General features: G+C 63.8%; 31 protein-coding genes. 20 read left to right on the forward strand and 11 right to left on the reverse strand.

Annotated elements, in window-relative coordinates; genetic code table 11:
- Window positions 1-24: 24 nt before the first annotated feature.
- From EN861_RS36080 to EN861_RS07095, 4 genes are all read right to left on the reverse strand, one after another.
- Complete coding sequence (locus EN861_RS36080) at window positions 25-126, reverse strand: hypothetical protein (protein ID WP_245491608.1); 102 nt, start codon at window positions 124-126, stop codon at window positions 25-27.
- A 57-nt stretch (window positions 127-183) separates the two neighbouring features.
- Entirely contained in the window at window positions 184-1,038 is an 855-nt protein-coding gene (locus EN861_RS07085; RefSeq protein ID WP_127872089.1) for a lytic transglycosylase domain-containing protein, read from the reverse strand.
- Window positions 1,039-1,043: 5 nt separating this feature from the next.
- Window positions 1,044-2,297 carry a flavodoxin-dependent (E)-4-hydroxy-3-methylbut-2-enyl-diphosphate synthase gene (ispG, locus tag EN861_RS07090; RefSeq protein WP_127872170.1) on the reverse strand — a complete coding sequence of 418 codons (1,254 nt, stop codon included), beginning with the start codon at window positions 2,295-2,297 and terminating at the stop codon, window positions 1,044-1,046.
- 349 nt (window positions 2,298-2,646) lie between these two features.
- Window positions 2,647-2,826, reverse strand: coding sequence for a YdcH family protein (locus EN861_RS07095; RefSeq protein ID WP_127278461.1), 180 nt, complete (start codon window positions 2,824-2,826; stop codon window positions 2,647-2,649).
- A gap of 238 nt (window positions 2,827-3,064) precedes the next feature.
- Between EN861_RS07095 and EN861_RS07100 the strand changes: the two genes are divergently transcribed.
- The gene (locus tag EN861_RS07100) at window positions 3,065-3,268 is read left to right on the forward strand and encodes a YdcH family protein (protein WP_127278462.1); all 204 of its coding nucleotides are present in this window, start codon (window positions 3,065-3,067) and stop codon (window positions 3,266-3,268) included.
- Window positions 3,269-3,287: 19 nt separating this feature from the next.
- Here the strand turns inward: EN861_RS07100 and EN861_RS07105 are convergent, their stop codons facing one another.
- Window positions 3,288-4,076, reverse strand: a complete 789-nt coding sequence (locus tag EN861_RS07105) for an IclR family transcriptional regulator (protein ID WP_127278463.1) — start codon at window positions 4,074-4,076, stop codon at window positions 3,288-3,290.
- Between the two features lie 169 nt (window positions 4,077-4,245).
- On the opposite strand from EN861_RS07105, the gene EN861_RS07110 reads away from it, so the two are divergent.
- The 11 genes from EN861_RS07110 to EN861_RS07160 all read left to right on the forward strand — a co-directional run bounded on the left by EN861_RS07110 (window position 4,246) and on the right by EN861_RS07160 (window position 12,500).
- On the forward strand, window positions 4,246-5,076 hold the full coding sequence (locus EN861_RS07110) for a transporter substrate-binding domain-containing protein (RefSeq protein WP_171892286.1): 831 nt from the start codon (window positions 4,246-4,248) through the stop codon (window positions 5,074-5,076).
- 73 nt (window positions 5,077-5,149) lie between these two features.
- Window positions 5,150-5,815, forward strand: coding sequence for an amino acid ABC transporter permease (locus EN861_RS07115; protein ID WP_135863155.1), 666 nt, complete (start codon window positions 5,150-5,152; stop codon window positions 5,813-5,815).
- Between the two features lies 1 nt (window position 5,816).
- The gene (locus EN861_RS07120; RefSeq protein WP_127278465.1) at window positions 5,817-6,467 is read left to right on the forward strand and encodes an amino acid ABC transporter permease; all 651 of its coding nucleotides are present in this window, start codon (window positions 5,817-5,819) and stop codon (window positions 6,465-6,467) included.
- Window positions 6,468-6,471: 4 nt separating this feature from the next.
- Window positions 6,472-7,266, forward strand: a complete 795-nt coding sequence (locus tag EN861_RS07125) for an amino acid ABC transporter ATP-binding protein (RefSeq protein WP_127278466.1) — start codon at window positions 6,472-6,474, stop codon at window positions 7,264-7,266.
- A 38-nt stretch (window positions 7,267-7,304) separates the two neighbouring features.
- Window positions 7,305-7,766 (forward strand): RidA family protein, encoded by a 462-nt coding sequence (locus EN861_RS07130; RefSeq protein WP_127278467.1) that lies wholly within the window; start codon window positions 7,305-7,307, stop codon window positions 7,764-7,766.
- A gap of 25 nt (window positions 7,767-7,791) precedes the next feature.
- Window positions 7,792-8,997 (forward strand): aminotransferase class V-fold PLP-dependent enzyme, encoded by a 1,206-nt coding sequence (locus EN861_RS07135; protein ID WP_127278468.1) that lies wholly within the window; start codon window positions 7,792-7,794, stop codon window positions 8,995-8,997.
- A 19-nt stretch (window positions 8,998-9,016) separates the two neighbouring features.
- Complete coding sequence (locus EN861_RS07140; protein ID WP_127278469.1) at window positions 9,017-9,340, forward strand: hypothetical protein; 324 nt, start codon at window positions 9,017-9,019, stop codon at window positions 9,338-9,340.
- 46 nt (window positions 9,341-9,386) lie between these two features.
- Window positions 9,387-9,926: a sigma-70 family RNA polymerase sigma factor gene (locus EN861_RS07145; protein ID WP_127278470.1), complete on the forward strand. Its 540-nt coding sequence runs from the start codon at window positions 9,387-9,389 to the stop codon at window positions 9,924-9,926.
- A complete protein-coding gene (locus tag EN861_RS07150) occupies window positions 9,923-10,831 on the forward strand; it encodes an anti-sigma factor (protein ID WP_127278471.1) in 909 nt (302 codons plus the stop codon). The genes EN861_RS07145 and EN861_RS07150 overlap by 4 nt, the downstream gene beginning before the upstream one ends.
- 98 nt (window positions 10,832-10,929) lie before the next feature.
- Window positions 10,930-11,427, forward strand: coding sequence for a 5-(carboxyamino)imidazole ribonucleotide mutase (gene purE, locus EN861_RS07155; RefSeq protein ID WP_135863157.1), 498 nt, complete (start codon window positions 10,930-10,932; stop codon window positions 11,425-11,427).
- The gene (locus EN861_RS07160) at window positions 11,424-12,500 is read left to right on the forward strand and encodes a 5-(carboxyamino)imidazole ribonucleotide synthase (RefSeq protein WP_135863159.1); all 1,077 of its coding nucleotides are present in this window, start codon (window positions 11,424-11,426) and stop codon (window positions 12,498-12,500) included. The genes purE and EN861_RS07160 overlap by 4 nt, the downstream gene beginning before the upstream one ends.
- 16 nt (window positions 12,501-12,516) lie before the next feature.
- Here EN861_RS07160 and EN861_RS07165 read toward each other — a convergent pair whose 3' ends face one another.
- The gene (locus EN861_RS07165; protein ID WP_127281106.1) at window positions 12,517-12,936 is read right to left on the reverse strand and encodes a lysozyme inhibitor LprI family protein; all 420 of its coding nucleotides are present in this window, start codon (window positions 12,934-12,936) and stop codon (window positions 12,517-12,519) included.
- 243 nt (window positions 12,937-13,179) lie between these two features.
- Between EN861_RS07165 and ykgO the strand changes: the two genes are divergently transcribed.
- The 4 genes from ykgO (at window position 13,180) to EN861_RS07185 (ending at window position 15,681) form a co-directional block, all read left to right on the forward strand.
- On the forward strand, window positions 13,180-13,305 hold the full coding sequence (gene ykgO, locus EN861_RS07170; RefSeq protein ID WP_006203764.1) for a type B 50S ribosomal protein L36: 126 nt from the start codon (window positions 13,180-13,182) through the stop codon (window positions 13,303-13,305).
- Window positions 13,306-13,414: 109 nt separating this feature from the next.
- Window positions 13,415-14,023 carry a hypothetical protein gene (locus EN861_RS07175; protein ID WP_135863162.1) on the forward strand — a complete coding sequence of 203 codons (609 nt, stop codon included), beginning with the start codon at window positions 13,415-13,417 and terminating at the stop codon, window positions 14,021-14,023.
- An 83-nt stretch (window positions 14,024-14,106) separates the two neighbouring features.
- On the forward strand, window positions 14,107-15,174 hold the full coding sequence (locus EN861_RS07180; RefSeq protein WP_135863164.1) for an alpha/beta hydrolase: 1,068 nt from the start codon (window positions 14,107-14,109) through the stop codon (window positions 15,172-15,174).
- A gap of 42 nt (window positions 15,175-15,216) precedes the next feature.
- On the forward strand, window positions 15,217-15,681 hold the full coding sequence (locus tag EN861_RS07185; protein ID WP_127278619.1) for a hypothetical protein: 465 nt from the start codon (window positions 15,217-15,219) through the stop codon (window positions 15,679-15,681).
- 33 nt (window positions 15,682-15,714) lie between these two features.
- On the opposite strand, the gene EN861_RS07190 is transcribed toward EN861_RS07185, so the two are convergent.
- The 3 genes from EN861_RS07190 to EN861_RS07200 form a co-directional block, all read right to left on the reverse strand.
- Window positions 15,715-16,347, reverse strand: coding sequence for a L,D-transpeptidase (locus EN861_RS07190; RefSeq protein ID WP_335930841.1), 633 nt, complete (start codon window positions 16,345-16,347; stop codon window positions 15,715-15,717).
- 320 nt (window positions 16,348-16,667) lie between these two features.
- A complete protein-coding gene (gene pyk / locus EN861_RS07195; RefSeq protein ID WP_127278621.1) occupies window positions 16,668-18,101 on the reverse strand; it encodes a pyruvate kinase in 1,434 nt (477 codons plus the stop codon).
- The gene (locus EN861_RS07200) at window positions 18,098-18,544 is read right to left on the reverse strand and encodes a DUF1036 domain-containing protein (protein WP_245464385.1); all 447 of its coding nucleotides are present in this window, start codon (window positions 18,542-18,544) and stop codon (window positions 18,098-18,100) included. Before EN861_RS07200 ends, pyk begins: the two co-directional genes overlap by 4 nt.
- Window positions 18,545-18,831: 287 nt before the next feature.
- Between EN861_RS07200 and EN861_RS07205 the strand changes: the two genes are divergently transcribed.
- From EN861_RS07205 to EN861_RS07215, 3 genes are all read left to right on the forward strand, one after another.
- Complete coding sequence (locus EN861_RS07205; RefSeq protein ID WP_127278623.1) at window positions 18,832-19,629, forward strand: N-formylglutamate amidohydrolase; 798 nt, start codon at window positions 18,832-18,834, stop codon at window positions 19,627-19,629.
- Window positions 19,630-19,640: 11 nt separating this feature from the next.
- Entirely contained in the window at window positions 19,641-19,949 is a 309-nt protein-coding gene (locus EN861_RS07210; RefSeq protein ID WP_127278624.1) for a DUF1244 domain-containing protein, read from the forward strand.
- 97 nt (window positions 19,950-20,046) lie between these two features.
- Window positions 20,047-21,228 (forward strand): MFS transporter, encoded by a 1,182-nt coding sequence (locus tag EN861_RS07215; protein WP_127278625.1) that lies wholly within the window; start codon window positions 20,047-20,049, stop codon window positions 21,226-21,228.
- On the opposite strand, the gene EN861_RS07220 is transcribed toward EN861_RS07215, so the two are convergent.
- Window positions 21,186-22,100: a LysR family transcriptional regulator gene (locus EN861_RS07220; RefSeq protein WP_127278626.1), complete on the reverse strand. Its 915-nt coding sequence runs from the start codon at window positions 22,098-22,100 to the stop codon at window positions 21,186-21,188. The genes EN861_RS07215 and EN861_RS07220 overlap by 43 nt on opposite strands.
- Window positions 22,101-22,195: 95 nt before the next feature.
- Between EN861_RS07220 and EN861_RS07225 the strand changes: the two genes are divergently transcribed.
- On the forward strand, window positions 22,196-23,155 hold the full coding sequence (locus tag EN861_RS07225; RefSeq protein ID WP_135863166.1) for an SDR family oxidoreductase: 960 nt from the start codon (window positions 22,196-22,198) through the stop codon (window positions 23,153-23,155).
- Window positions 23,156-23,205: 50 nt separating this feature from the next.
- Here the strand turns inward: EN861_RS07225 and EN861_RS07230 are convergent, their stop codons facing one another.
- Window positions 23,206-23,364, reverse strand: a complete 159-nt coding sequence (locus tag EN861_RS07230) for a DUF3309 family protein (protein ID WP_127278628.1) — start codon at window positions 23,362-23,364, stop codon at window positions 23,206-23,208.
- Between the last annotated feature and the right edge of the window lie 81 nt (window positions 23,365-23,445).

Here is a 23,445-nt window from a genome sequence, read left to right on the forward strand (position 1 = left end):
CCCAAGGAGAGATGGTGGCCTCCGCTATAGCTGAAACCGTTGCTCGATGCGACGGGCACATTGCAGCGGCGTTTGGGCGTTCGTCTCGACTTCGAGATCGTAGCGTATCCGGTTGTGGACGCTCATATTGCCAGCGCGCCAGCCCCGCCAACCTGTCGGCGCAGCGCTTCGCGCCCTCGGCCCTTACCGGTTGCGCACCACCACGCAGGCGCCGCCGACGCTTTGCAGCTTCTGGCAGATGACATTGGCGGCGGCGCGGTCGTCGATCCCGATCCTGACGGCGTAGATGCCGCGCCGGCCGATCGGCGTGCGCACCCGGCTCACCACAGGATCATGCCCGGCAAGCAGGGCCGGAAAGCGGCCCCGCACCCTGAGCCACTGGCCGATCGCCGCGCTGCGGCGAAAATTGCCCGCCACCTGGATGCCCCATGGCTTGATGTTGATCGAGGCCATTGCGACCGTCCGCGACATGATCACCGGCAGCTTGCGGCAGGCGACGGCGAAATCCAGCTTGGCATCGAGCGGCTCGACTTTGCCGGCATAGGCCGGGTCCGTGAACTTGTCGACCGGCTCGCCCATGACGTCGAACACATAGCTTTCCGTCTCCATCGGCAGGAAGCCGCCGGAATTCAGCCAGCGCGACACCCGGCTCTCGCCGGCATTGTAGGCGGCCGCCGCTAGGCCAAGATTGCCATAACTGGTCTTCATTTCGGCGAGATATCTAGCCGACGCCGGGATCGCCTGGTTGATGTCGAAGGAATCGGCAAGCCCCCGCATCTTGGCGGTGCCCGGCATGAACTGGGCAATGCCCTCGGCGCCGACGGGGCTCACGGCATTGGGATCGAAACGGCTTTCCTTCCAGATAAGGCGGGCGAAGAAGTCCCGGGGCAGAGCGTTCTGGTCGGCATGCGCCTGGATCAGGTTGCAGACCTTGTCGATCAGCCGCTGCTTGGCCGATTGCGGCGGATCGGCCTGGGCAAGCGTCGACCAGGCCATGCCGCACAGGAAAATCAGCGTCGCCCACAGGAAACGCCGCATTTGACCTACTCTGCCGCGGCCTTGCCGCCCTGACCGAACCTCTGTTCGATATAGTCGGCGACCATCTTCTCGAAATCCGCCGCGATCGACGGCCCGCGCAGGGTCGCTGCTTTCTTGCCGTCGACGAAGACGGGCGCTGTCGGCGTCTCGCCAGTGCCGGGCAGCGAAATGCCGATATCGGCGTGCTTGGACTCACCCGGGCCGTTGACGATGCAACCCATCACCGCGACCTTGAGGTTCTCGACGCCTGGGTATTTCTCACGCCACACCGGCATGTTCTTGCGCAGGTCCGCCTGGATGTTCTGCGCCAGTTCCTGAAACACGGTGGAGGTGGTGCGGCCGCAGCCGGGGCAGGCCGCGACGATCGGCACGAACTGCCGGAAACCCATGGTCTGCAGCAGTTCCTGCGACACCTGCACCTCGCGGGTGCGGTCGCCATTCGGCTCCGGCGTCAGCGAGATTCGGATGGTGTCGCCGATGCCTTGCTGCAAGAGGATGCCCATGGCGGCGGAAGAAGCAACGATGCCTTTCGACCCCATGCCGGCTTCAGTGAGGCCGAGATGCAGCGCGTGGTTGGAACGGGTGGCGAGTTCGGTGTAGACGGCGATCAGATCCTGCACGCCGCTGACCTTGGCCGACAGGATGATTTTTTCGCGGCCAAGACCGATCTCTTCGGCCATCTCGGCCGACAGGATCGCCGACTGCACGATCGCCTCGCGCGTGACTTCCTGCGCGGTCAGGGGAAAGCCCTTGTCCTGGTTGTCGTCCATCAGCCGCGTCAACAGCTCCTGGTCGAGCGAGCCCCAGTTGACGCCGATGCGCACCGGCTTGTCGTGCTTGATCGCCATCTCGACGATATCGGTGAACTGCCGGTCCTTCTTGTCCTTGAAGCCGACATTGCCGGGATTGATGCGGTACTTGGCAAGCGCCTCGGCGCAGTCCGGGTGATCGGCCAGCAGCTTGTGGCCGATATAGTGGAAATCGCCGACCAGCGGCACGTTGATGCCGAGCCGCAACAGTCGCTCGTGGATGCGCGGCACGGCGGCGGCACTCTCGTCGCGGTCAACGGTGATGCGCACGATCTCGGAGCCGGCGCGGTGCAGCGCCGCGACTTGCGCGACCGTCTGATCGACATCGGCGGTATCGGTATTGGTCATCGATTGCACGACCACGGGCGCGCCGCCGCCGACGACCACGCCGCCGACATCGACGCCGACCGAGGTGCGGCGGGGGAAGGGAAAGGAAAAATACCCGGTCATGCCGGCAGCCTTTTGTCTCTGGAGCGCCATGCGTCTCTCTGGAGCGCTATGCGTCTCTCTGAAGCCCGTGCGTCCGCTTAGACGCACAAGCCGGGTCCGATGCGCTGAAGTCCGGGCATGAGGTGGAGGAGCAAAGATGGCTTGTCAATGGCGACAGGTCGCCACTGGCAGCAATTGGTGCCGGCCAGGACCCTGAAACAGCGCACGACCTTACGGCGGCCCGGCATAAACGGCCCTGACGAATATTAGCTTCGGCTTGTGGAATCGCTGAAATTAAAACCACTGCACCGGCGGCTGGCGCCGCCGGCAAGGAAAACCGCCAGTGGTGAGCGGCTATATCACGTGAGGATCAATGCGTGGTTGGTTGCGCCCTCAATTTCTCAATCGCATCCTTGAGTGCCAGCTTGCGTCGCTTGAGATTCACGATTTCGAGGTCGTCCACCGACGGGTGGTTCATCGCGTCATCGATTTCGCGTTCAATGTCGCCGTGTTTCCGCTGCAACTCATCAAGATGGGATGCAAGAGACATGATTGGTTCTCCCTTTCATGGTTTCCTCGATTGCAGCCGCCAAGGCACGTCCACCGCAGGTCGTATCTGTGACGGCACAATGACAGTGTGCCACCATCAGACGGCGATGTCGAATGCTGCGTGGTAGCATTCCACGACAACATGAAATGTGATATGGGCTGCGCGCCGGTGGCAGAAATTGCCGCCCCCGCCCAACCAGGCCCAGTTTTGGGCGCCGCAGACGTGCAGACGGTAGAGAATGTCCGATCAGGAACAGGCCGATACTCGCCTCGAATTTTCCCGGCTGAAGCAGGAACACGCCGATTTCGATGCCGCAATCAACGCGATGATCGCCATGAATTGCGACCCGCTGCAGATCCAGCGCATGAAGAAGAAGAAGCTTGTCCTCAAGGACCGGCTGATGAAGCTGGAAGACAAGATCATTCCAGACATCATCGCCTGAGACGCGAACGCTTTTCCGCCTATCCGCCGATCGAGAGCCCGGCGGCGCGGCCGCGCAGCAGGCCGATGAGATCCGCGGTCCGCTCCTCCGACGTGTCGATCGGAACCACCAGGCACATCGTCGCCTCGACCTTGCCTGGCGCTGAAAAGACCGGCACGGCGAGGCATTTCGTATAGGCGTCGACCAGGCCCGAAGTGACGCAGTAACCGGTCACCCCGGCCTTTGCGATGTCGGCGATGAAATCGTCGAGCCGCAGCTTGCGGCCATCGGGCAGCACGAGGTCGTCGTCGGACACCATGGCCTCGATCGCGGCTCTATCCAGCCCCGCAAGAAGCAGCCGTCCCGAGGCAGTCCAGGGCAGCGGTATCTGCAGGCCTGTGGCGGAGCTGATGCGGAACGGCCTGGTGCCAGGGCTGGAATGGACGATCGTGTAGCGGCCGCTCTGCAGCATGCACAGTTCCGAGGTCTCGCCGGTCTCGCGCGACAGATGATCGACCTCCTGGCGCCCGCGCCGCAACAAATCGTTGCCCCGCACATAGTCCATTCCGTAGAGATAGAGTTTCTTGCCGAAATAGACGCGGTTGCCGTCGCCGGCCATTTCCAGCAGGCCGGCATCGACCAGCGACCGCACCAGCGTGTAGGTGGTCGAACGCGGCGCGTTCACCCCTTTGGCAAGATCGCCAATGCCGATCGCCCGCTGCGTGGTGTGAAGAAACTCCAGGATCTCCAAGACCCGGTTGAGGCCTTTCTCGCGGGAGGCGGTCGTCTTCTCGTCCGCCGAAATTGCTGGGGCATTGCCATCTTGCATTGTCGATTCCCGGTGTTAGTATCTGTCTTGTACAGGATACATGCGTCTCTTGTAAGAGACAATTTTGATAATCGCCATCGCGTGTATGACCTGTGCATAGGGGAACACAACACGAAAGGAGGTCGCCGTGAACGACACATCCGGAAGACGTGATTTTCTGAAATTGGGAATGGCGGGACTGGCCACCGCCGGGGTGCTGGCAACCGTCGATGCCCAGAAGGCCGCCGCGCAAGCCGCATCCGACAGTCTTCTGCGCACCGTGCTCGACAGAGGCAAGCTGATTGTCGGCACCGGCAGCACCAACGCGCCCTGGCACTTCGAGAACGATGCCGGCGAACTGGTGGGCATGGACATCACCATGGGCCGCATCCTCGCCAAGGGCCTTTTCGACGACCCGACCAAGGTCGAGTTCGTCATGCAGGACCCGGCGCAGCGCATTCCCAACGTGACCACCAACAAGGTCGACATCACGATCCAGTTCATGACGATGACGGCGCAACGCTCGCAGCTGATCAATTTCTCCCGGCCTTACTATGTCGAAGGCGTTGCCTTGCTGACGCTGCCGACCGCCGAGAACAAGACCTTCGACAAACTGCTCGCCGGTGGTTCGGCAACCCGCATTTCGATCCTGCAGAATGTCGACGCCGAAAGCTCGGTCCACTACGCTTTGCCGCAGGCCCAGGTGCTGCAGATCGATACCCAGGCCAACGTGCTGCAGGCGCTGGAATCGAAACGCGCCGACGCCGCCGCGGTCGATCTGTCCACCGTGCGCTGGCTCGCCTCGCGCAATCCCGACAAATATTTCGATGCCGGCAAGAGCTGGTATTCGATGCTTTATGGCGCGGCACTTCGGCAGGGCGATCTCGACTGGCTGACCTTCGTCGACCAGACCTTCACCATCGCCATGTTCGGCCATGAATCGGCGCTCTACGACGCTGCCTTCAAGGACTATTTCGGCCAGGAACCGCCGGCGCGTCATCCCGGCTTCCCGGTCATCTGATCCCGGATTACGGAAGGGCGGCATTCCAGCCCTTCCGTAATCGACTCGACGCCCTTCACACCGAGGCGGACGCATGGGCTATGCCCTCAATTTCAATCTGATCTGGCGGCATTTCGACAAGCTGTGGGGCGGCCTGCTGCTCAGCCTGGAGCTTGCCGTGATCTCGATCGCCATCGGCGTCGTCATCGGGCTGGTGCTCGCGGTCTGGTACGTCTCCGCAGGACGCGCGGTGCGGGCGGTGATCGCCGCCTATGTCGAATTCATCCGCAACGTGCCATTGATCCTGCTCGTCTATCTCGTCTTCTACGGCCTGCCGACCGTGGTCGACCTGGCCTACAGCGCACCGACCTCGTTTGTCCTGACCCTGTCGGTCTATAGCGGCGCCTATCTGGTCGAAGTGTTTCGCTCAGGCCTCGAGGCTGTCCCGCGCGGCCAGCTCGACGCCGGCAAGGCGATCGGCCTCACGCCCTGGCAAAGGCTGCTCCACGTGCGCCTGCCGACCATGCTGCGCATCACGCTGCCGGCGCTGTCCAACACCTTCATCTCGCTGTTCAAGGACACCTCGATCGCCTCCGTCATCTCGGTGCCCGAACTCACCTTCGGCGCCCAGTGGATCAACTTCAACACCTTCCGCATCGTCGAGGTCTACCTGGTCACCACAGCGATGTATCTGGTGACCGGCTACATCATGCTTTTTGGGCTGCGGCTCGTCGAGCGCCGGTTCAGGGCGGCACGCTGACATGCTTGGCCAGATCCTCTACGCGCTGCCGTTCCTCGCCCAAGGGTTCGCCGTGACCTTGTGGGTATCGCTGCTGGTCGTGGTGCTGTCGCTCATCGCCGGCGTCCTGCTGGGCGTCGGCCTGGTCTATGGACCGGCGCCGCTGCGCTGGGCGGTGCGCATCTTCTCGGACACCATTCGCGGCATTCCGATCCTGGTGCTGATGTTCTTCGTCTATTACGGCCTGCCGGCGATCGGGCTGCATCTGCCGTCGTTCTGGGCCGCGGTGTCGGCGCTGACCCTGTTCAAGACGGCACAGGTCATCGAGTATCTCAGGGGCGCGGTCGGCTCCATCCCGAAGGGACAGTCCGAAGCCGCGATGGCGATCGGGCTGACCTTTCGCCAACGGCTCACCTACGTCATCTTTCCGCAGGCCTTCAGGCGCTTCCTGCCGCCCTGGATCAATGGCGTCACCGACGCGGTCAAGGGCAGCGCGCTGGTGTCGCTGCTTGGCATCACCGATTTGATGCAGGCCATCAACCAGGTCATCGGCCGCACCTATGAGGCGATGCCGCTCTATATACTGGGCGCGCTCATCTATTTCGCGGTCAACTACGCGCTCTCGCTCGCCAGCCGGCGGCTGGAGCGGCGTTTCTCCTTCATCCGGGAATAGCACGATGTCCGAAGCCTCGAACGCCAATCCCGCATTGCTCGACGTACGCGATGTCTCCAAGGCCTTCGGCGCCGTCGAGGTGTTGCGCTCCGTCAGCCTTCAGGTGAAGCGCGGCGAGGTGGTGACCGTCATCGGCCCTTCCGGCAGCGGCAAGACCACGCTGCTGCGCTGCGTCAACTTCCTGGAGAGCTACGACAGCGGCTCGATCCGCATCGACGGCAAGGAGGTCGGCTATCGCGAGGCCGGAACGCGCCAGCGCCGCAGCGAACGCGATTTGGCCAGCATGCGCGCCGAGACCGGCATGGTGTTCCAGAGCTTCAACCTGTTCCCGCACCTGACGGCAGCCGGCAACATCATGCTGGGCTTGACCAAGGTGCGGGGTAAGAACGAGGCCGAGGCACGCTCGATCGCCGAGCACTGGCTCGGCCGCGTCGGCCTTGCCCACAAGGCCGACAGCCTGCCCGCCGAGCTCTCCGGCGGCCAGCAGCAGCGCGTCGGCATCGCCCGCGCCGTGGCCATGGAGCCGAAGATCCTGCTGCTCGACGAGATCACCTCCGCCCTCGATCCCGAACTGGTCGGCGAGGTGCTGGCCGTCGTGCGCAGCCTTGCCGAGGACGGCATGACCATGCTGATGGTCACCCACGAAATGGCCTTTGCCCGTGACGCTTCGAGCCGCATCGTCTTCATGGCCGATGGCGGCGTCAGCGCCGTCGGGCCGCCGAAGGAGATCCTCGCGGCGGAGACCACCAACGAACGCCTCCGCACCTTCCTGGCGCGCTTCCGCGCCTCGCATTTCTGACATCAGGCGGCCAAAGCTGCCCCAAGGAGCCTTCATCAATGACGCCTTATACCAGGCTCGCCCAACTCGGCCTGACGCTGCCCGAGCCGCCGACGCCCATCGCCAACTTCGTCACCCATGCCGAGAGCGGGCGATTGATCTTCCTCTCCGGCCAGGGGCCGCTGCGCGCCGACGGCACGCTTTGCACCGGCAAGGTGGGGGAGGATGTGACGGTCGAACAGGCCTATGAGCATGCGCGCCTGACCGGGCTCAATCTGCTTGCCGTCATGCATGCGGCAGCCGGCGATCTCGGCCGCATCGTGCGCGTCGTCAAGCTGCTCGGCTTCGTCAACGCGACGCCGACCTTCAGCGACCACCCACGGGTGGTCAATGGCTGTTCGGACCTGTTCGCCGATGTCTTCGACAAAATCGGCGGCCATGCCCGTTCGGCGATCGGCGTCGGCTCGCTGCCTGGAAATATCACCGTCGAAATCGAAGCGGTCGTCGAGATCGCCGCCTGACCTGCCACCAACGGGATTTGCTCACATGAAAACCTATTCCGACACCGGCTCCAACACCACCATTCGCGAACGGCTGGGCTTGCGGCCGATCATCAACGTCTCCGGCACCATGACCGCGCTCGGCGCCTCGATCATCGTTCCCGAGGCGATCAGCGCCATGGCCGAAATGGCCTCGCAATGGGTGGAGATGGACGATCTGCAGCGCGCCGCGAGCACCATTGTCGCGCGCCTCACCGGCGGCGAGGCCGGCTTCATCACCGCCTGCTGCGCCAGCGGCATCACCATGGCGATCGCCGGTGCGATGACGGGGACCAACCTGCTCGCCATCGAGCGCCTGCCCGATGATACCGAAGGGCTGAAGTCGGAAGTCGTCATCCAGCTCGGCCATATCGTCAATTACGGCGCGCCGATCGACCAGTCGGTCCGCGTCGCCGGCGCCAAGGTGGTGCCCGCCGGCACGGTCAGCGTCACCCAAGACTATCATGTGCGCGAAGCGATCAACGAACGCACGGCGGCGGGCCTCTATGTCGTCGCCCACCACACGGTGCAGTACGGCATGCTGTCGCTGGAAGAGTTCTCGGAGATCTGCCACGCCAAGGGCGTACCGGTGATTGTCGATGCCGCGTCCGAATACGATCTGCGCGGTTTTCTGGCGCGCGGCGCCGACGTCGTCATCTACAGCGGCCACAAATTTCTGAGCGGACCGACCAGCGGAATCGTCACCGGCCGCAAGGATCTGATACGGGCCGCCTATCTTCAGAATCGCGGCGTCGCGCGCGCCATGAAGGTCGGCAAGGAAAGCATCGCCGGCACCATGGCCGCGCTCGAAGCCTGGGAGAAGCGTGACCATGCCGGCATCCGCCGGCGCGAGGAGGCAGCCCTGAACCTGTGGAAGGATGCGTTGCAGGGACTGCCCGGCATCGCCGCCATCATCATTCCCGATCCCACCGCCAATCCGCTCGACCGGCTGCAGATATTCGTCTCGCCCGAGAGCCGCTTCACCGCCGCCGGTCTCGCCTCGGCACTTGCCGCGGGCGCGCCGCCGATCATCGTGCGCAACCACGAGGTCGAGCGCGGCCATTTCTTCCTCGACCCCTGCAACCTTCACCCCGGCGAAGCGGAGATCGTCGCCGAGCGCCTGCGCGCCGTACTGACCGCGAAGGAGCGCCCGGCCGACGCGATGAAGGTCGCCCGCAAGGATTCGTTAGGCGTCTCGCGCTGGCCGGATTGATCGCCAAACCGAACCAACAATGCCGAAAGCACCGGCTGATCACATGACTGTGAACAGCCGGATTTGCCCACGCGGGAATAAATCGTCTCCTCGACAAGTCTTCTCGACATACGCCACTTCCGGCGTTGAGGAGATCGGCATGCCGCATCATTGCCAGGCCAGCGACCATGGTTGCGGCGTCGGCCGTCGCCGTGCGCTGGCAAGCATGATGGTCGTCAGGCTCTCCCTTGTGGCGCTTGACACCGGTGATGCAGATGAATTCACTTTCAGCACGGCAGGCGACTTTGTCCGTTTCCGGCGGCTTTCCTCCCGCAAGCAAGGCAAAATCGCTGTCGCATCTTGAGGCGGCGCGCCCAGTCCGTCCCGGAGTATCGGATCATGGTGCTGCTTTGAGCGAGAGGGCCTTGGCAGAGCGCTTCAATCAGGTGGTGCTGCCGCATCTCGGCGATGCGCTGGCGCTGGCCCGTTGGCTGACCGGCAATGCCGCCGACGCCGAGGATGTCGTGCAGGACGCCTGCATCAAGGCGCATGCCGGCATATCAGGCTATGCCGGCGGCAATGCCCGTGCCTGGCTGCTGACCATCGTGCGCAACACCTCCTACACCTGGATGGCGCGCAACCGGCCGCGCGGCATGATGGCTGTCGGCGATCTCTGCGATCTCGACGACATGGCGGCGGCCCATGGCACCAGCCTGCCCGACGAGGACGGGCCGGAGGCGAGCCTGATCGCCAGGGCCGATACGGCGGCACTAGAGGCTGCGATCGCTGCCCTGCCGCAGCCGTTTCGCGAGACGCTGGTGCTGCGCGACATAAACGGCCTCAGCTATCGTGAAATAGCGGCCATGCTCGACGTGCCGATGGGCACGGTGATGTCCAGGCTTGCCCGCGCCCGCGGCCTGCTGACGTCTGATTTGGGGAGAGCGTCATGACGCACGACGACGGACTGCCCGATGATCCCGAAGGTATCAGACTGATGATCCACGCCCTTGTAGATGGCGAACTCGATGCCGCGGCCGCCCTTGCCGTGGAGCGCCGCATCGCCGCCGACCCCCGGCTTGCCGCCGAACATGCCCGCATTGTCGCCTTGCGAGGCGCGGTCAGCCGCCTGCCCCGCCCCGAAGTCAGCGACGCGTTTCTGGCCCGCATCGCGGCAATCGGCATGGCGGATACCGAACGGCAAGGCGACGCAGAGGCGACCGAGCCGCAGCGCGGCACGCCGTCGGCGCTGCCGGGATTGATCACGGGCGCCGGCGCAGGCCAGAGACGGGAAGCCGGGACGCGTCCTTCGCAGGCGCGCACATCGCCAAGGGCACGCCGCTTCGGCTCGTTCGACTGGCGCGCCATGGCGGCGTCGATCATGATCAGCGCGGTGCTGGCCAGCGGCGCGACGCAATGGGTGATGTTCAACGGCGCGGAGGACGGCTTTGCCGCCGCTGTCGCCAGCGGCCATCGCCGCAGCCTGCTCGCCGCGAGTCCGATCGACATCGTTTCCTCCGACCGCCATACGGTCAAGCCGTGGCTCGACGCCCGCATCGGTGTCTCGCCGCCGGCGCCCGACCTTGCCCAGGACGGCTTCGCGCTGATCGGCGGCCGGGTCGAGGTGATATCAGGCCGGCCGGTACCGGCACTGGTCTACCGCCATCGCGAGCACCTGATCACGCTGGTCGCCGAACCGCAGCAGGGCGGCAAGGCCACCCAGCCGGACGATCTTTCCTCGGGCGGCTTCTCGATGGTGCACTGGAGCGACGGCGCCTTCTCCTACTGGGCGATCTCCGACATGGAACGCCCCGAGCTCGACGACTTCGTCGCCCGCTTCCGCAAGGCCGCGGTATGAGCCGGATGTGGCCGTCGGCATCTCGCCGATGGCCGCATATCCTTGCGGCCCCGCGCGAATTCCGCTAAGGCGCGCCTTTGTCGCCGGGGAGCAGAAGCTTGAACCATCAACGCGCCGACGTCGCCATCATCATGGGCAGCCAATCCGACTGGGCGACGATGCGCCAGGCGGCCGAAACGCTGGAGGCGCTTGGCGTTCCCCATAAAAGGCTGATCATTTCGGCGCACCGCACGCCCGACCGGCTCTATGAATTCGCCAAGGGCGCCAAGGCGGCCGGCTACAAGGTGATCATCGCCGGAGCCGGGGGTGCGGCGCATCTGCCCGGCATGACGGCGGCAATGACGCCATTGCCGGTGTTCGGCGTGCCGGTGGAATCGAAAGCGCTGTCGGGCCAGGATTCTCTGCTCTCCATCGTCCAGATGCCGGCCGGCATTCCGGTCGGGACACTGGCGATCGGCAAGGCAGGCGCGGCCAACGCCGCCCTCCTGGCCGCCGCCGTATTGGCGCTGAACGACGACAAGCTTGCCCAGCGGCTCGACGCCTGGCGCGCCTCGCAGACCGCCAAGGTCGCGGCCGAACCGACGGACACGCCGTGAGCCTGCCCGCGGGATCGACGATCGGCATCATTGGCGGCGGCCAGCTCGGCCGCATGCTTGCAATGGCCGCTGCCCGCCTCGGCTACCGCACCGCCGTGCTGGAGCCGCAACCGGATTGCCCGGCCGCCCAGGTCGCCAACAAGCAGATTACGGCCCCCTATGACGACCCGGCCGCGCTTGCCGAACTGGCGGCGGCCAGCGCCGTCGTCACCTACGAGTTCGAGAACGTGCCGGTGGCCGCTGCAACCGCGCTTGCCGCCAAGGTGGCGGTCTATCCGCCAGCGCGTGCGCTTGACGTGGCGCAGGACCGGGTGAGCGAAAAGACATTCCTCAACAGCATCGGCATCGCCACCGCCGATTTCCGTCCGGTCGACACGGACGACGAGTTGACGGCGGCGCTGAAGGCATTCGGCGGCAGCGGCATCCTGAAGACGCGGCGCATGGGCTATGACGGCAAGGGCCAGCGCGTCTTCCGCAACATGGAGACGGGTGGCTTTGCCGGCACCTGCGAGGCGATGGGCAATGTGCCGCTTATCCTGGAGAGCTTCGTGCCCTTCGAGCGGGAGGTTTCCGTCATCGCCGCGCGCGGGATCGATGGGGCGGTCGCCGCCTATGATCCGGCCGAAAACGTGCACCGCGACGGCATTCTGCACACATCGACCTTGCCGGCCGGCATCAAACCCGAAACGGCGGTAGCCGCGCAGGTCGCCGCGTCGAAGATATTGTCCGCGCTCGACTATGTCGGCGTCATCGGTGTCGAGTTCTTCGTGCTGGCCGATGGTTCGCTGCTGGCCAACGAGATCGCGCCCCGCGTCCACAATTCAGGCCATTGGACCGAAGCCGCCTGCATCGTTTCGCAGTTCGAGCAACACATCCGCGCCATTGCCGGCCTGCCGCTGGGCAGCCCCAATCGCCACTCCGATTGCGTGATGGAGAACCTGATCGGCGACGACGTGCTGCGCGTTCCAGCCCTGCTCGCCGAGCCCGACCTGATGCTGCACCTCTACGGCAAGGCGGAGGCGCGGCCTGGCCGCAAGATGGGCCACTTCACCCGCATCAGTTCACGTACTTAGTTCGCGGGACACGAGCCTATTGCACCTCGCCGCTGTCCTCGCCGGGGCCGGCGCAGCTTGCATCGCCTTCCTCGCAATTGGCGGAGGCGGCGAGTTGCTTGATGCGATCATTGGTCAGCCTGGTCAGGCACTGCGAAACTTCCATCGCGTGGATGGAGCCACCCGCGCTGGCCGCGGTGTTATGCGCGCATTCGGCATCCCGGAAGCTGATCCAGGCGCGCTGCGCCACCTGAAGCAATCGCTTGCCACCCGCATCATCAGAGCCGATCAGCGCCTGATAGGCTGCGTTGAGTCTGGCGTCGGCGGCCTGATAATCCTCGCCGGCGCAGATGTTCATCATTTGCTGGCTGTCGTCGGAACGGTCGCATTCCTGAGCGCGGGCGACCGCGCCTGCCGCCAGGACGGCGAGGCAGGCGAACAGGAAAATTCGACGCATCTTTGTCCCCAAATCACTTGCTTGTCGCGGCATCATCCCAGCCGACTCGTGGTCGCGCAATGCCACGGGTGCCGACATGGCGGATATTTGATGATATCAGGACGCGGAGCACGCTTGCCGTTGACTTACGGTTGACATGGGCAAGGCTCCTCGTTTATGAGCCACCCACCGTTCAAAAGGCGCGTCTTCTGGCGCGCCTTATAATTTCGACCCGGAACCGGGTCCACACCGACAGGCAAGACCATGAAGATCAAGAATTCGCTCAAGGCGCTGAAGGCGCGTCACCGCGACAACCAGTTGGTTCGCCGCAAGGGCCGCATCTACATCATCAACAAGACCGCCCCGCGCTATAAGGCGCGCCAGGGTTGAGTTTTCGGCCGGAGGCTTTTTGCCTCCGCCCATTGATGCTTGTCGGCGAGCCGACCTTCCCACGTTGAATTCACTTTGATGTTCCGCCGCCCGGGACTAGAGTCGGGCGATGCGGATTCTTTTTGCATTTTTGATCGCTTTCCCTCTTTCCGGTGCCGTTAGCATAGCGGCCAGGGCAGCGAACGATCAGGCGGCCCAGCCGGCGGCCCCGGACACTCCGGCCCCGCCGATGACGAAACAGGCCCGGCTCGACAGGCTGTTCTCCGACCTGAAGCGCGAGCGCAACGAAAAGGCCGCCGAGCGCATTGCCGGCAACATCTGGAACGAATGGTTCCAGTCCGGCAGCGCCTCGATCGACCTGATGATGCAGTGGTCGCAAAATGCGATGAACGATCAGAAGTTCGACGTCGCGCTCGATTTCCTGGACCAGGTGGTGACCTTGCAGCCGAGCTATGCCGAAGGCTGGAACCGCCGCGCCACCGTGCATTTCATGATGAAGAACTACGGCAAGTCGATGGCCGATATCGACCGCACGCTGCAGCTCGAGCCACGCCATTTCGGCGCGCTGTCGGGCCTGGCCCAGATCATGGCGGAGACCGGTCACAAGCAATCGGCGCTCGAGGCCTGGCAGAAGGTGCTGGCCATCTATCCCATGATGCGCAGCGCCCAGAACCAGGTCGCGACCCTGTCGGAAGAGCTTGCCGGCGAGGGAATTTGATAGACTAGGCAATAGGCATTAGGCGCTTGAGCTTCCCTACTGCCGCCCTACAACTTATCAACCTCCCTTCCCGTATATCCCCCATGAACCTGATCTACGCCGCGCTCGCCTTCCTTTTCGCACTCGTCCTTGCCCTTGTCGGCGTCACTCGCGTCGGCTCATGGCTGATCGAGCGCCGCGGTCCGCCGGTCGGCGCGTTCGTCGACATTGGCGGTGCCCGTATCCACTATGTCCACGTTCCCGCGTCAGTTGGTGCGGATCTGCCACCGATCGTCTTCATTCACGGCGCCAGCGCCAATTTGAAAGACCAGATGCTGCCGCTCAGGCCGCTGCTCGATGGCCGTGCCGAAATGCTGTTTTTCGACCGGCCGGGAGCCGGCTGGTCGGGACGCGGCCCCGGCAACAATGAAAATCCGTCGGCACAGGCCAACACCATCGCCGCGCTGATGGACCGTCTCGGCATCAAGCGGGCCATCATTGTCGGCCATTCCTTCGGCGGCGTGGTGACGGCGGCCTTCGGCCGCGAGCATGCCGACAAGACGCTCGGCCTTGTCTTCCTGGCGCCGGCGAGCCATCCCTGGCCGGGCGGCGCGACGTCCTGGTACTACGACCTGACCATCATTCCGGTGATCGGCCGGCTGTTCTCCGAGACCCTGAGCTATCCTGCGGGAACGCTGCAGATGGCGGACGCCACGACCTGCGTCTTCTCGCCCAACAAAGTGCCGGAAAATTACCTCGCCTCAGCCGCGATCCCGCTGGTGCTGCGGCCGTCGGCCTTCCGCGCCAATGCCACCGACGTCGCCGGGCTCTATCGGTATGCGCTTGGCGCGGCACCGCATTACAAAGTGATAACGGCGCCGACCGTGGTCATCTCCGGCGATCGCGACAAGGTGGTCTATGCCCGCATTCACTCCGTCGGCCTAGTGCGCGACATATCAGGCGCCGAGCTGGTCTGGGTGCAAAATCTTGGCCACAAGCCGGACTGGATCGCCTCCGACCTCGTCGTCGGCGCCATCGAGAAGGTTGCCGGCAAGGCTATCGACCTGGAAGCAATCGCCACGACGGTGGAAGCCCGGATTGCCGACGATGCCTATGGCGTGGGCAAATGCGCCGACATCAAGGAGCCACGGGCCGAGCTCGCCCCGACCTGACAATCCGAAGCTATCGCAAGACGCTATTGGGAACAGAGCGGCATGTATGTCCTGAAACACGGCATAAAGAAAAATCCCGAAAAGCGATGGGCACTGCCGGATCGCATCTTCTTCGGTCACGGCGCGTGCGCCATTCTCGCCGGCACCTTTCTCAAGCATCCGCCTCTGGAGGGATTTTACGGCGAACGTATCATTCCCGGCGAAGGCTTTTCCGGAAACCATATCTACGTGACGAACGGCGTGATCGCTTTCGACTACCACGGCTATTGCGCTCGAGAGCGGTTGCTCGAACACCATGCGAGAGGCTGGGCTTCGCGCCACACCGGATGGCATTGCACCATCGCGCGGGTCGATTTCGATCTGCTCGATACGACCGAACTCAACCGGCGAAAGATACTGGGCCCGGATCAGTATCTGTACGATCCTATTCCTCGCGCGCGCCGGTTTCTCCAGGCAAGAAATCACGCGGAAGCCGCGGCAAGGGCGCTCGGAGCCGCGACGGTATGAGGCCATCAGGTGTTAGGCAGGCGTCGCCAGCCGCTAGATAACAAGCAGCGGCGTCTTGCCGGGAACCCGATCGTAGAGGTCCATGACGTCCTGATTGAACATGCGCACGCAGCCGGATGACGCGGATTTGCCGATCGATTTCCAATCCGGCGATCCATGGATCCGGTAGAGCGTATCGACGCCGTCCTTGAAGATGTAGAGCGCACGCGACCCGAGCGGGTTGCTGATGCCGGGCTGCATGCCCTGGCGCCATTTTTCCAGCTTCGGATCCCTGCGGATCATCGCCGAAGGCGGCGTCCAGGTCGGCCATTTTCGTTTCCGCTGGACGATCGCGCGGCCCTTCCAGGAATAGCCCTGGCGCCCCAGTCCGACGCCGTAGCGCATGGCCTTGCCGTCCTCGAGCACCCAGTAAAGGTGCTTGTCGGTCGTATTGACCACGATCGTGCCGGGTTTTTCGCCTGTCGGATCGTCGACGCTCTGCCTCAGGAACCGCCCGTCGACCTTGGCGAACGGGATTGCCGGCAGCGCATGGCCGCCGTCTTCGACCGCGCTGTACATGCCCGCATAGTCGGGCGACGCCGGGCTTACGGTTTCAGGCGCGGCAGCTTCGATGGGCGCCTTTTCCGGTGCCGGTTCGAGCGGAACCGGGGTAGGCGTGCTCGCCAAGCTGATCGATTGCCTGGGCAGTTGGGCACAGGCGGAGACGGTCGAAACGCCAATAAGCGAAAGCCCGGTCAGAAGGGACCGGCGTGAAACGGCAAATGACATTCAATATACTTTCAAGCGAAGGGAAATTCAGGCGGTTGCGAAGCGGCTGTTAACGCCGCCTCACCGCGTCTTGTAGAGTGGATCGCGGCGGCCCTGTGTCGAGACAAGGGCGGCGATGATTGTCCAGACTTTTGTAGCACTGCGGCCGCAGTGGGCTCTGCGCCAATGCATGTCGCCCAAAAGTGACCTCGGTTCGCGCGGTGTTCCCTCGAGAAGGCTTACCGTCCGGCTGTTTCCGATCCGACATAGGCGATGCGCAGCATGTTGGTCGATCCCGGCGTCCTGAGCGGCACCCCAGCGGTGATGATGACGCGGTCGCCCGGCTTGCCGAATTCCTCTTCCAGTGCAATGCGGCAGGCGCGGTTGACCATGTCGTCGAGATCGGTGGCGTCTGGCGAGACCACGCAATGCGTGCCCCATAAAAGTGACAGGCGCCGCGCCGTATTGAGGATCGGCGACAGCGCGATGATCGGCACTTGCGGGCGCTCGCGCGCGGCGCGCAGGCCGGTGGTGCCTGATGCCGTGTAGGTGACGATCGCCGACAGTTTCAGCGTTTCGGCGATTTCGCGGGCGGCCAGCGAAATGGCGTCGGCGCCGGTCGCTTCCGGCTCGGAGCGCTGCGCGTTGATGATGCCGGCATAGGTCGGGTCGGTTTCGACCTTGGCGGCGATGCGGTTCATCATGGCAACCGCCTCGACTGGATAAACGCCCGCCGCCGATTCCGCCGACAGCATGATGGCGTCGGCGCCTTCGAAGACGGCGATCGAAACGTCGGAGACCTCGGCGCGGGTCGGCACCGGGGCGGTGATCATCGATTCCAGCATCTGCGTGGCGATCACCACCGGCTTGCCGGCACGGCGCGCGGCGCGCGTGATCTGCTTCTGGATGCCGGGCACCGCTTCCAACGGCATTTCGACACCGAGATCGCCGCGGGCAACCATCAGCGCATCCGACAGTTCGATGATCTCGGCCAGTCGGGCGACAGCCTGCGGCTTTTCGATCTTGGCCATGATCAGCGCCCGGCCGCGCGCGATCTTGCGCGCTTCGGCCAGATCCTCCGGCCGCTGCACGAAGGACAGCGCGACCCAGTCGACGCCGGTCGCCAGCACCGCGTCGAGGTCCTTGCGGTCCTTCTCGGTCAGCGCGCCCACCGGCAGATCGGTGTCGGGCAGGCTGACGCCCTTCTTGTCGGAAATCGTGGTGCCGGCAATGACGGTGCACACGATCGACTTGCCGTCGCTCTTCACCGCTTTCAGCTCGAGCTTGCCGTCGTCGATTAGGAGTCGATGGCCAGCCTCGACCGAACTCAGGATTTCGGGATGCGGCAGGTAAACCCTGGTCGAGGTACCGGGCTCGGGATTGTCGTCGAGCGTGAAGGTCTGGCCCAGCGTCAGCACTTCCTTGCCGTTGGCGAACTTGCCGACGCGCAGCTTCGGACCTTGCAGGTCGGCCAGGATACCGATCGGCCGGCCGACTTTTTCCTCGACGGACCGGATACGTGCGACCAGCGTGCGCATCAGCTCATGATCGGTATGGCTCATATTGATGCGGAAAACATCCGCACCGGCTTCGAACAGCTTCTGCAGCATCTCCTCGGACGAGGAGGCCGGACCGATTGTGGCTAGGATCTTGACCTTGCGGCTACGTCTCATTGACTGTTCGTTCCCGGGGCGGCTGGGGCGCCTCCCGTTGCGGGCTCATCGGTGAGCTGGACCATCCAGCTTGCCTGCTCGCCCGTGTCATATTCCTGGAATCCAGCGCGCTGGAAGCCTCGGGCGACGCAGTCGCTTACGCCCGCGATCTTGAACTCTTTTTCAGCCACGCACATGTTGATCGGGCCGTCCCAGCGTCCACCGCGCTCGGCGTCTTCTGCATAAAGATAATAAAACCTTGATGACAGCGGCCCTTCGATCAACGTCTTGCAGCTCGATCCTTCGATGTGCCACCAGCCCTCGGTGATCCAGCCGGCCTTGGCACGATAGCCGATGCCGACACCGACCAGGTTCTGCGTGGCGTTGCAGACGCGGAAATCGGCGTGCGCCGGCGAGGCCATGACCATTGCCGACACGCCACCGGTCAGGATCAGGAGCGGCATCGCAAAGCCGGAGCGCATGCGCTGCCTGCCGGCGGAACCCATTCCAAAACCCCTCAAGAACCACATCAGCATCTCTCTGCGCCCCTTTTCGGAAAAGTCCGGGCGCATGTCAACGCGCCGTTTTGTCCAATTCCAATCGATTTAGGAAGGCTCCCGGCGCACGATCCGTCGCCCCTTGCCAGATTTCCCGGGAAACCTTGGCCAAACAACGGCATTGCGCACGCGTCGTCTTCGTGGAATGACGATAGCATCCTCCCCAAAAGCCAGCGAACGACCATTTTCCGCCAATGACCCGATCCACAGTTTTCGCGCCCTTCGACATCGTCGAGGGCGACCGCAAGCGAAGCATCGTGCTGCTGGCTGATCATGCCCGCCGCGACCTGCCCGAGGAGTATGGCAGCCTGGGGCTGCCGTCGGCCGAATTCGACCGCCATATCGCTTATGACATCGGCGTCGAAGCGGTGACGCGCGAACTGGCCGCCTTGCTTGGCGTGCCGGCACTTATCGCCAATTTCTCGCGGCTCTTGATCGATCCCAATCGCGGTGAGGACGACCCGACGCTCATTCGCCAGCTTTACGACGGCACGATCGTGCCGGGAAACTATCCGATGGCGCCGGAAGAACGCGAGAGGCGTCTCGACCGCTTCTACCGGCCCTACCACGACGCGGTCGGCGCCATGATCGCTTCGGTCGTTCAGGCTTCGGGGCAGGCGCCCTTCATCTTTTCGGTGCATTCCTTCACACCGGTCATGCAGGGCATCAAACGCCCCTGGCATGTCGGCATCCTGTGGGACAAAGACGACCGGGTGGCGCGGCCGCTGATCGACATGCTGGCCGAGGACAAAAACCTCATCGTTGGCGACAACGAACCGTATGACGGCGCTCTGCGCGGCGACACCATGTTCAAGCATGCCATCGTCAATGGATATGCCCACGCGCTGCTCGAAATCCGCCAGGACCTGATAGCGGACCAGCAGGGCGCCCTCGCCTGGGCCCAACGGCTGGCGCCGATCGTTGACGCCATCGACCACCGTCCCGATATACATGCGGTAAAGATGTTCGGCTCGCGCACCGGGCCGCTATGACGGAGGTTTCGATGACCGAACTCAGCGACGAGCAGAAGCGCGACTTCGAGGCCGCCGCCTTTCGCCGGCTGGTGAGGCATTTGCGCGAACGCAGCGACGTGCAAAACATCGACCTGATGAACCTCGCCGGCTTCTGCCGCAACTGCCTGTCGAATTGGTATCGCGAGGCAGCGGAAGCCAAGGGCGTCAACCTCGGCAAGGATCAGTCGCGCGAGATCGTCTACGGCATGCCCTATGCCGAGTGGCAAGCGCTCAACCAGACAGAGGCTTCGGACGCCAAGAAGGCCGAATTCGAAGCCCGGCGTCCCAAGGATCACTGAGGCCGTTTGGCCCAAATGCTTTCTCGAAAGTGCGCTTGACTGAAAATTGAATCGATCTAATTTGCCGCGCAAAGCCATTTTTGACCGGAATCGTCCTATGAACGCGCCTAACGCCATGCAGACTGCCATTCGCGGCCGCTGGGCCGTGGCGGCCATTTTCCTCGCCAATGGCTTCCTGACCGGCAGCTGGGCGCCGCAGATTCCGGTGTTCCTGACGCGGCTGGATATCTCGAAATTCACGCTCGGCCTGCTGATCCTTTTGTTCGGCGCCGGCGCGGTCACCGCCATGACATGGTGCGGCCACCTGATCTCCAAACATGGCTCGCGCACCGTGCTGCGCTGGTTCGGTCTCTGCGGCAGCCTCGGCCTTCTGATCGTGGCACTGGCGCCCGACGTGCCGCTGGCGGCCGTCGCCATGTTCATCTTCGGCGGCTCGATCGGCGGCATGGACGTGGCCATGAATGCCAATGCTGTGGTGGTGGAACGGCGGCTGGGGCGCGCCATCATGTCCTCCTCGCACGGCTTCTGGAGCCTCGGCGGTTTCGCCGGCGGCGCCCTTGGCGGCTTTGCCATCCAGACTTATGGCCACCTCGCCCATGCTTCGGTGGTGACCGCGCTTGCCTTCGCGGCAATCGCGGCGGCGGTGCCCCATATCGTGGCCGAAAACAGACCGCAGGCGACCGAGCATCATAAATTCGCTTTGCCGGCAAACCCATTGGTCTACCTGATCGGCCTGATGGCCCTACTGACGATGATTTCCGAGGGCGCGGTGCTCGACTGGGCGGCGCTGTATCTGCGGCAGGAACTCGGCGCCGACCTCGCCGTCGCCGGCCTTGCCTACGCCGCCTTCTCCGGCGTCATGGCGATCATGCGCTTTTTCGGCGATGGCGTCCGCAACCGCTTCGGCGCGGTGATGACACTGCGCGGCTCGGCCATCGTCGCGGCCGCCGGCATGCTGATCGCCGGCCTGTCACCCTCGCCCTGGCTCGCCATATCAGCTTTCGCGCTGTGCGGCTTCGGCATCGCCAACATGGTGCCGATCATCTTTTCGGCCGGCGGCAACCAGGAGGGCATGTCGTCGGGCACCGGCATGAGCGTCGTCACCACCATGGGGTATTCCGGCATTCTGGTGGCGCCGTCGGCGATCGGCTTCGTCGCCGAACATTCCAGCTTCGGCCCGATCTTCATCGCCATGTCGGCTCTGCTGATCGTCGTTCTTCTGATGGCCGGATTGGCTCACCGCGCCGAATTCGCTCCGGATGCCGCGCCCGCCGAATAGCGTTTCAGTTCCTCGTGGAGAAAATCCGCCACGCGGCGGATACGCACGCTGCCGCGCACGTCGCGATGCATGGCCAGCCATACCGGCAGGGCAGGCAATGGCAGGCCTGGCAACAGCTTTTCCACCAGCGGATCGCGGTCTGCCAACGGCTCCTGGCCAAGGCCAATGCCGTTTCCCGCCCGCACGGCTTCCCAGAGCACGACCTGATTGTCCGCCCTGAAACGAAAACTGTTTCGGGTGACCGGGGCGCCATACTGGGAAAAGGCTCGGATCATCTCGTCGCTGCGATCGAAGCCGATCAGCGCGTGATCGACGAGATCGGCAGGCTCCAGCGGGCGCCCGTGCCTCTCCAGATAGCAGATGGCCGCGCAGGCGCAGAGCGCGATATCGCAGACCTTGCGTGCCATCAGTTCGTTCTGCGCCGGCTTGACCATGCGAATGGCGATGTCGGCATCCCGGCGCAGCAGGTTCTCGACCTGGTTCGAGGCAACGATCTCGACCTCGATGCCGGGTTCCTCGATGCCGAGCCGTGTCATCATGCCGGGCAGCACATAGGCGGCCACCACTTCGCTGGCGGCAATCCGCACCGTGCCTTCGATCGCTTCGACCGAACCCAGCGCCAGTAATGAGAAGGCGCTTGCCTGTTCGCTTACGGCCTTGCCACGTTCGAACAGGGTGCTGCCGGCTTCCGTCAGTTCATAGCCGCGTCGTCCGCGCCGGAACAAGGTGACGCCCAGCGCCTGCTCGAGTTCGCCGATATGACGGCCAAGCGTCGGCTGGCTGGCCGAGAGCTTGCGCGCCGCAGCCGACAGGCTGCCGGTTTCCGCCACGGTGACGAAACTCTTGATCAGGTTCCAATCGATATCATCCATTCATTTATGAATATCAAAACTCCATTCCTAGTCAATTTTCATTCGCAGATGAGGCAATCATATTCGAGCTGCAAACACCAACACGGAGACCTGAAATGACCAAGATCGCAATCCTCGGTGCCAATGGCCGGCTCGGCCGCGTCGTTGCCAAAGCCTTCATCGACGCCGGCTTCGACGTCCGCACCGTCACTCGCACCGGCAAGGTGCCGGCAGAGCTCGCAGGCGCCACCGCGGTTGCTGGCGATGCGCTGGACCGTCAATCGCTGATCCGGTCCACCGAGGACGTCGACATCATCTTCAACGGGCTGAACCCGATCTACACCGACTGGGGCAAGTGCCTGCCGATGGCCGAAAATGTCATGGCCGCCTGCCATGCGAATGGCACGGTGCATCTCTTCCCCGGCACGGTCTACAATTACGGCTCGCCCATGCCGGCGGTGATCACGGAAGACACCCCCTTCCACCCGACCACTGAAAAAGGCCGCATTCGCTGCGCCATGGAGGATTTGTTCCGTCGTGAGGCCGAGGCGGGCCGCGTGCGCACCATCCTTCTGCGCGCCGGCGATTTTTTCGGCGGTACCGGCAGCGGCTCCTGGTTCGACCTGGTCGTTGCCGCCAAGATCAACAAGGGCATCTACACAGCGCCCGGTCCGGCCGACCTTGTGCATGAATGGGCCTATCTGCCGGACTTCGCGGTCGGCTTCGTCGCGCTGGCCAGCAATCTCGACAAGCTCGGCTTCTATGAGGCGCTGAATTTTCCAGGCCACGCCATCACCGATCTCGAGATCAAAGCCGCCGCCGAGAAAGCCATTGGCCGCCAGTTGAAGATGACGGCGATGCCCTGGTGGGTGCTGCGCGCCGGCAGTCCGTTCGTGGCGATGTGGCGTGAGATCGTCTCGATGTCCTATCTGCGCTTCGAACCCCACCAATTGGTCTCGACGCGGCTGGAAAGCATCATCGGCGAGGTCCCGCATACACCGCTCGATCAAGCGGTCGCCGAGGCCCTTGAGGATATCGGGATCGCTACGGTGAATAGCGCCGCGGAAGCTGCCTGAGGCTCGTCGCGGCCAAGCCGCCAGCGGCTGTCGATGGACGAAGCGGCCGCTCAGATCCGCCCCACCAACAGCAACACAAGGACGACCACAAGCACCACGCCGAGAACGCCCGACGGGCCATATCCCCAGGAGCGCGAGTGGGGCCAGGCCGGAACCGCACCGATCAGGACAAGGATCAGGACGATGATGAGGATGGTGCTGATCGGCATGGCAAATTCCCCGCTCTGCGTTGTGCTTCCAAGACAATGCTTGGCATTGACCCTTGGGGAAAATGCAAAAGGCCGCCCGGT

The organism is Mesorhizobium sp. M8A.F.Ca.ET.218.01.1.1, from assembly GCF_004791165.1.
Taxonomy (GTDB): domain Bacteria; phylum Pseudomonadota; class Alphaproteobacteria; order Rhizobiales; family Rhizobiaceae; genus Mesorhizobium.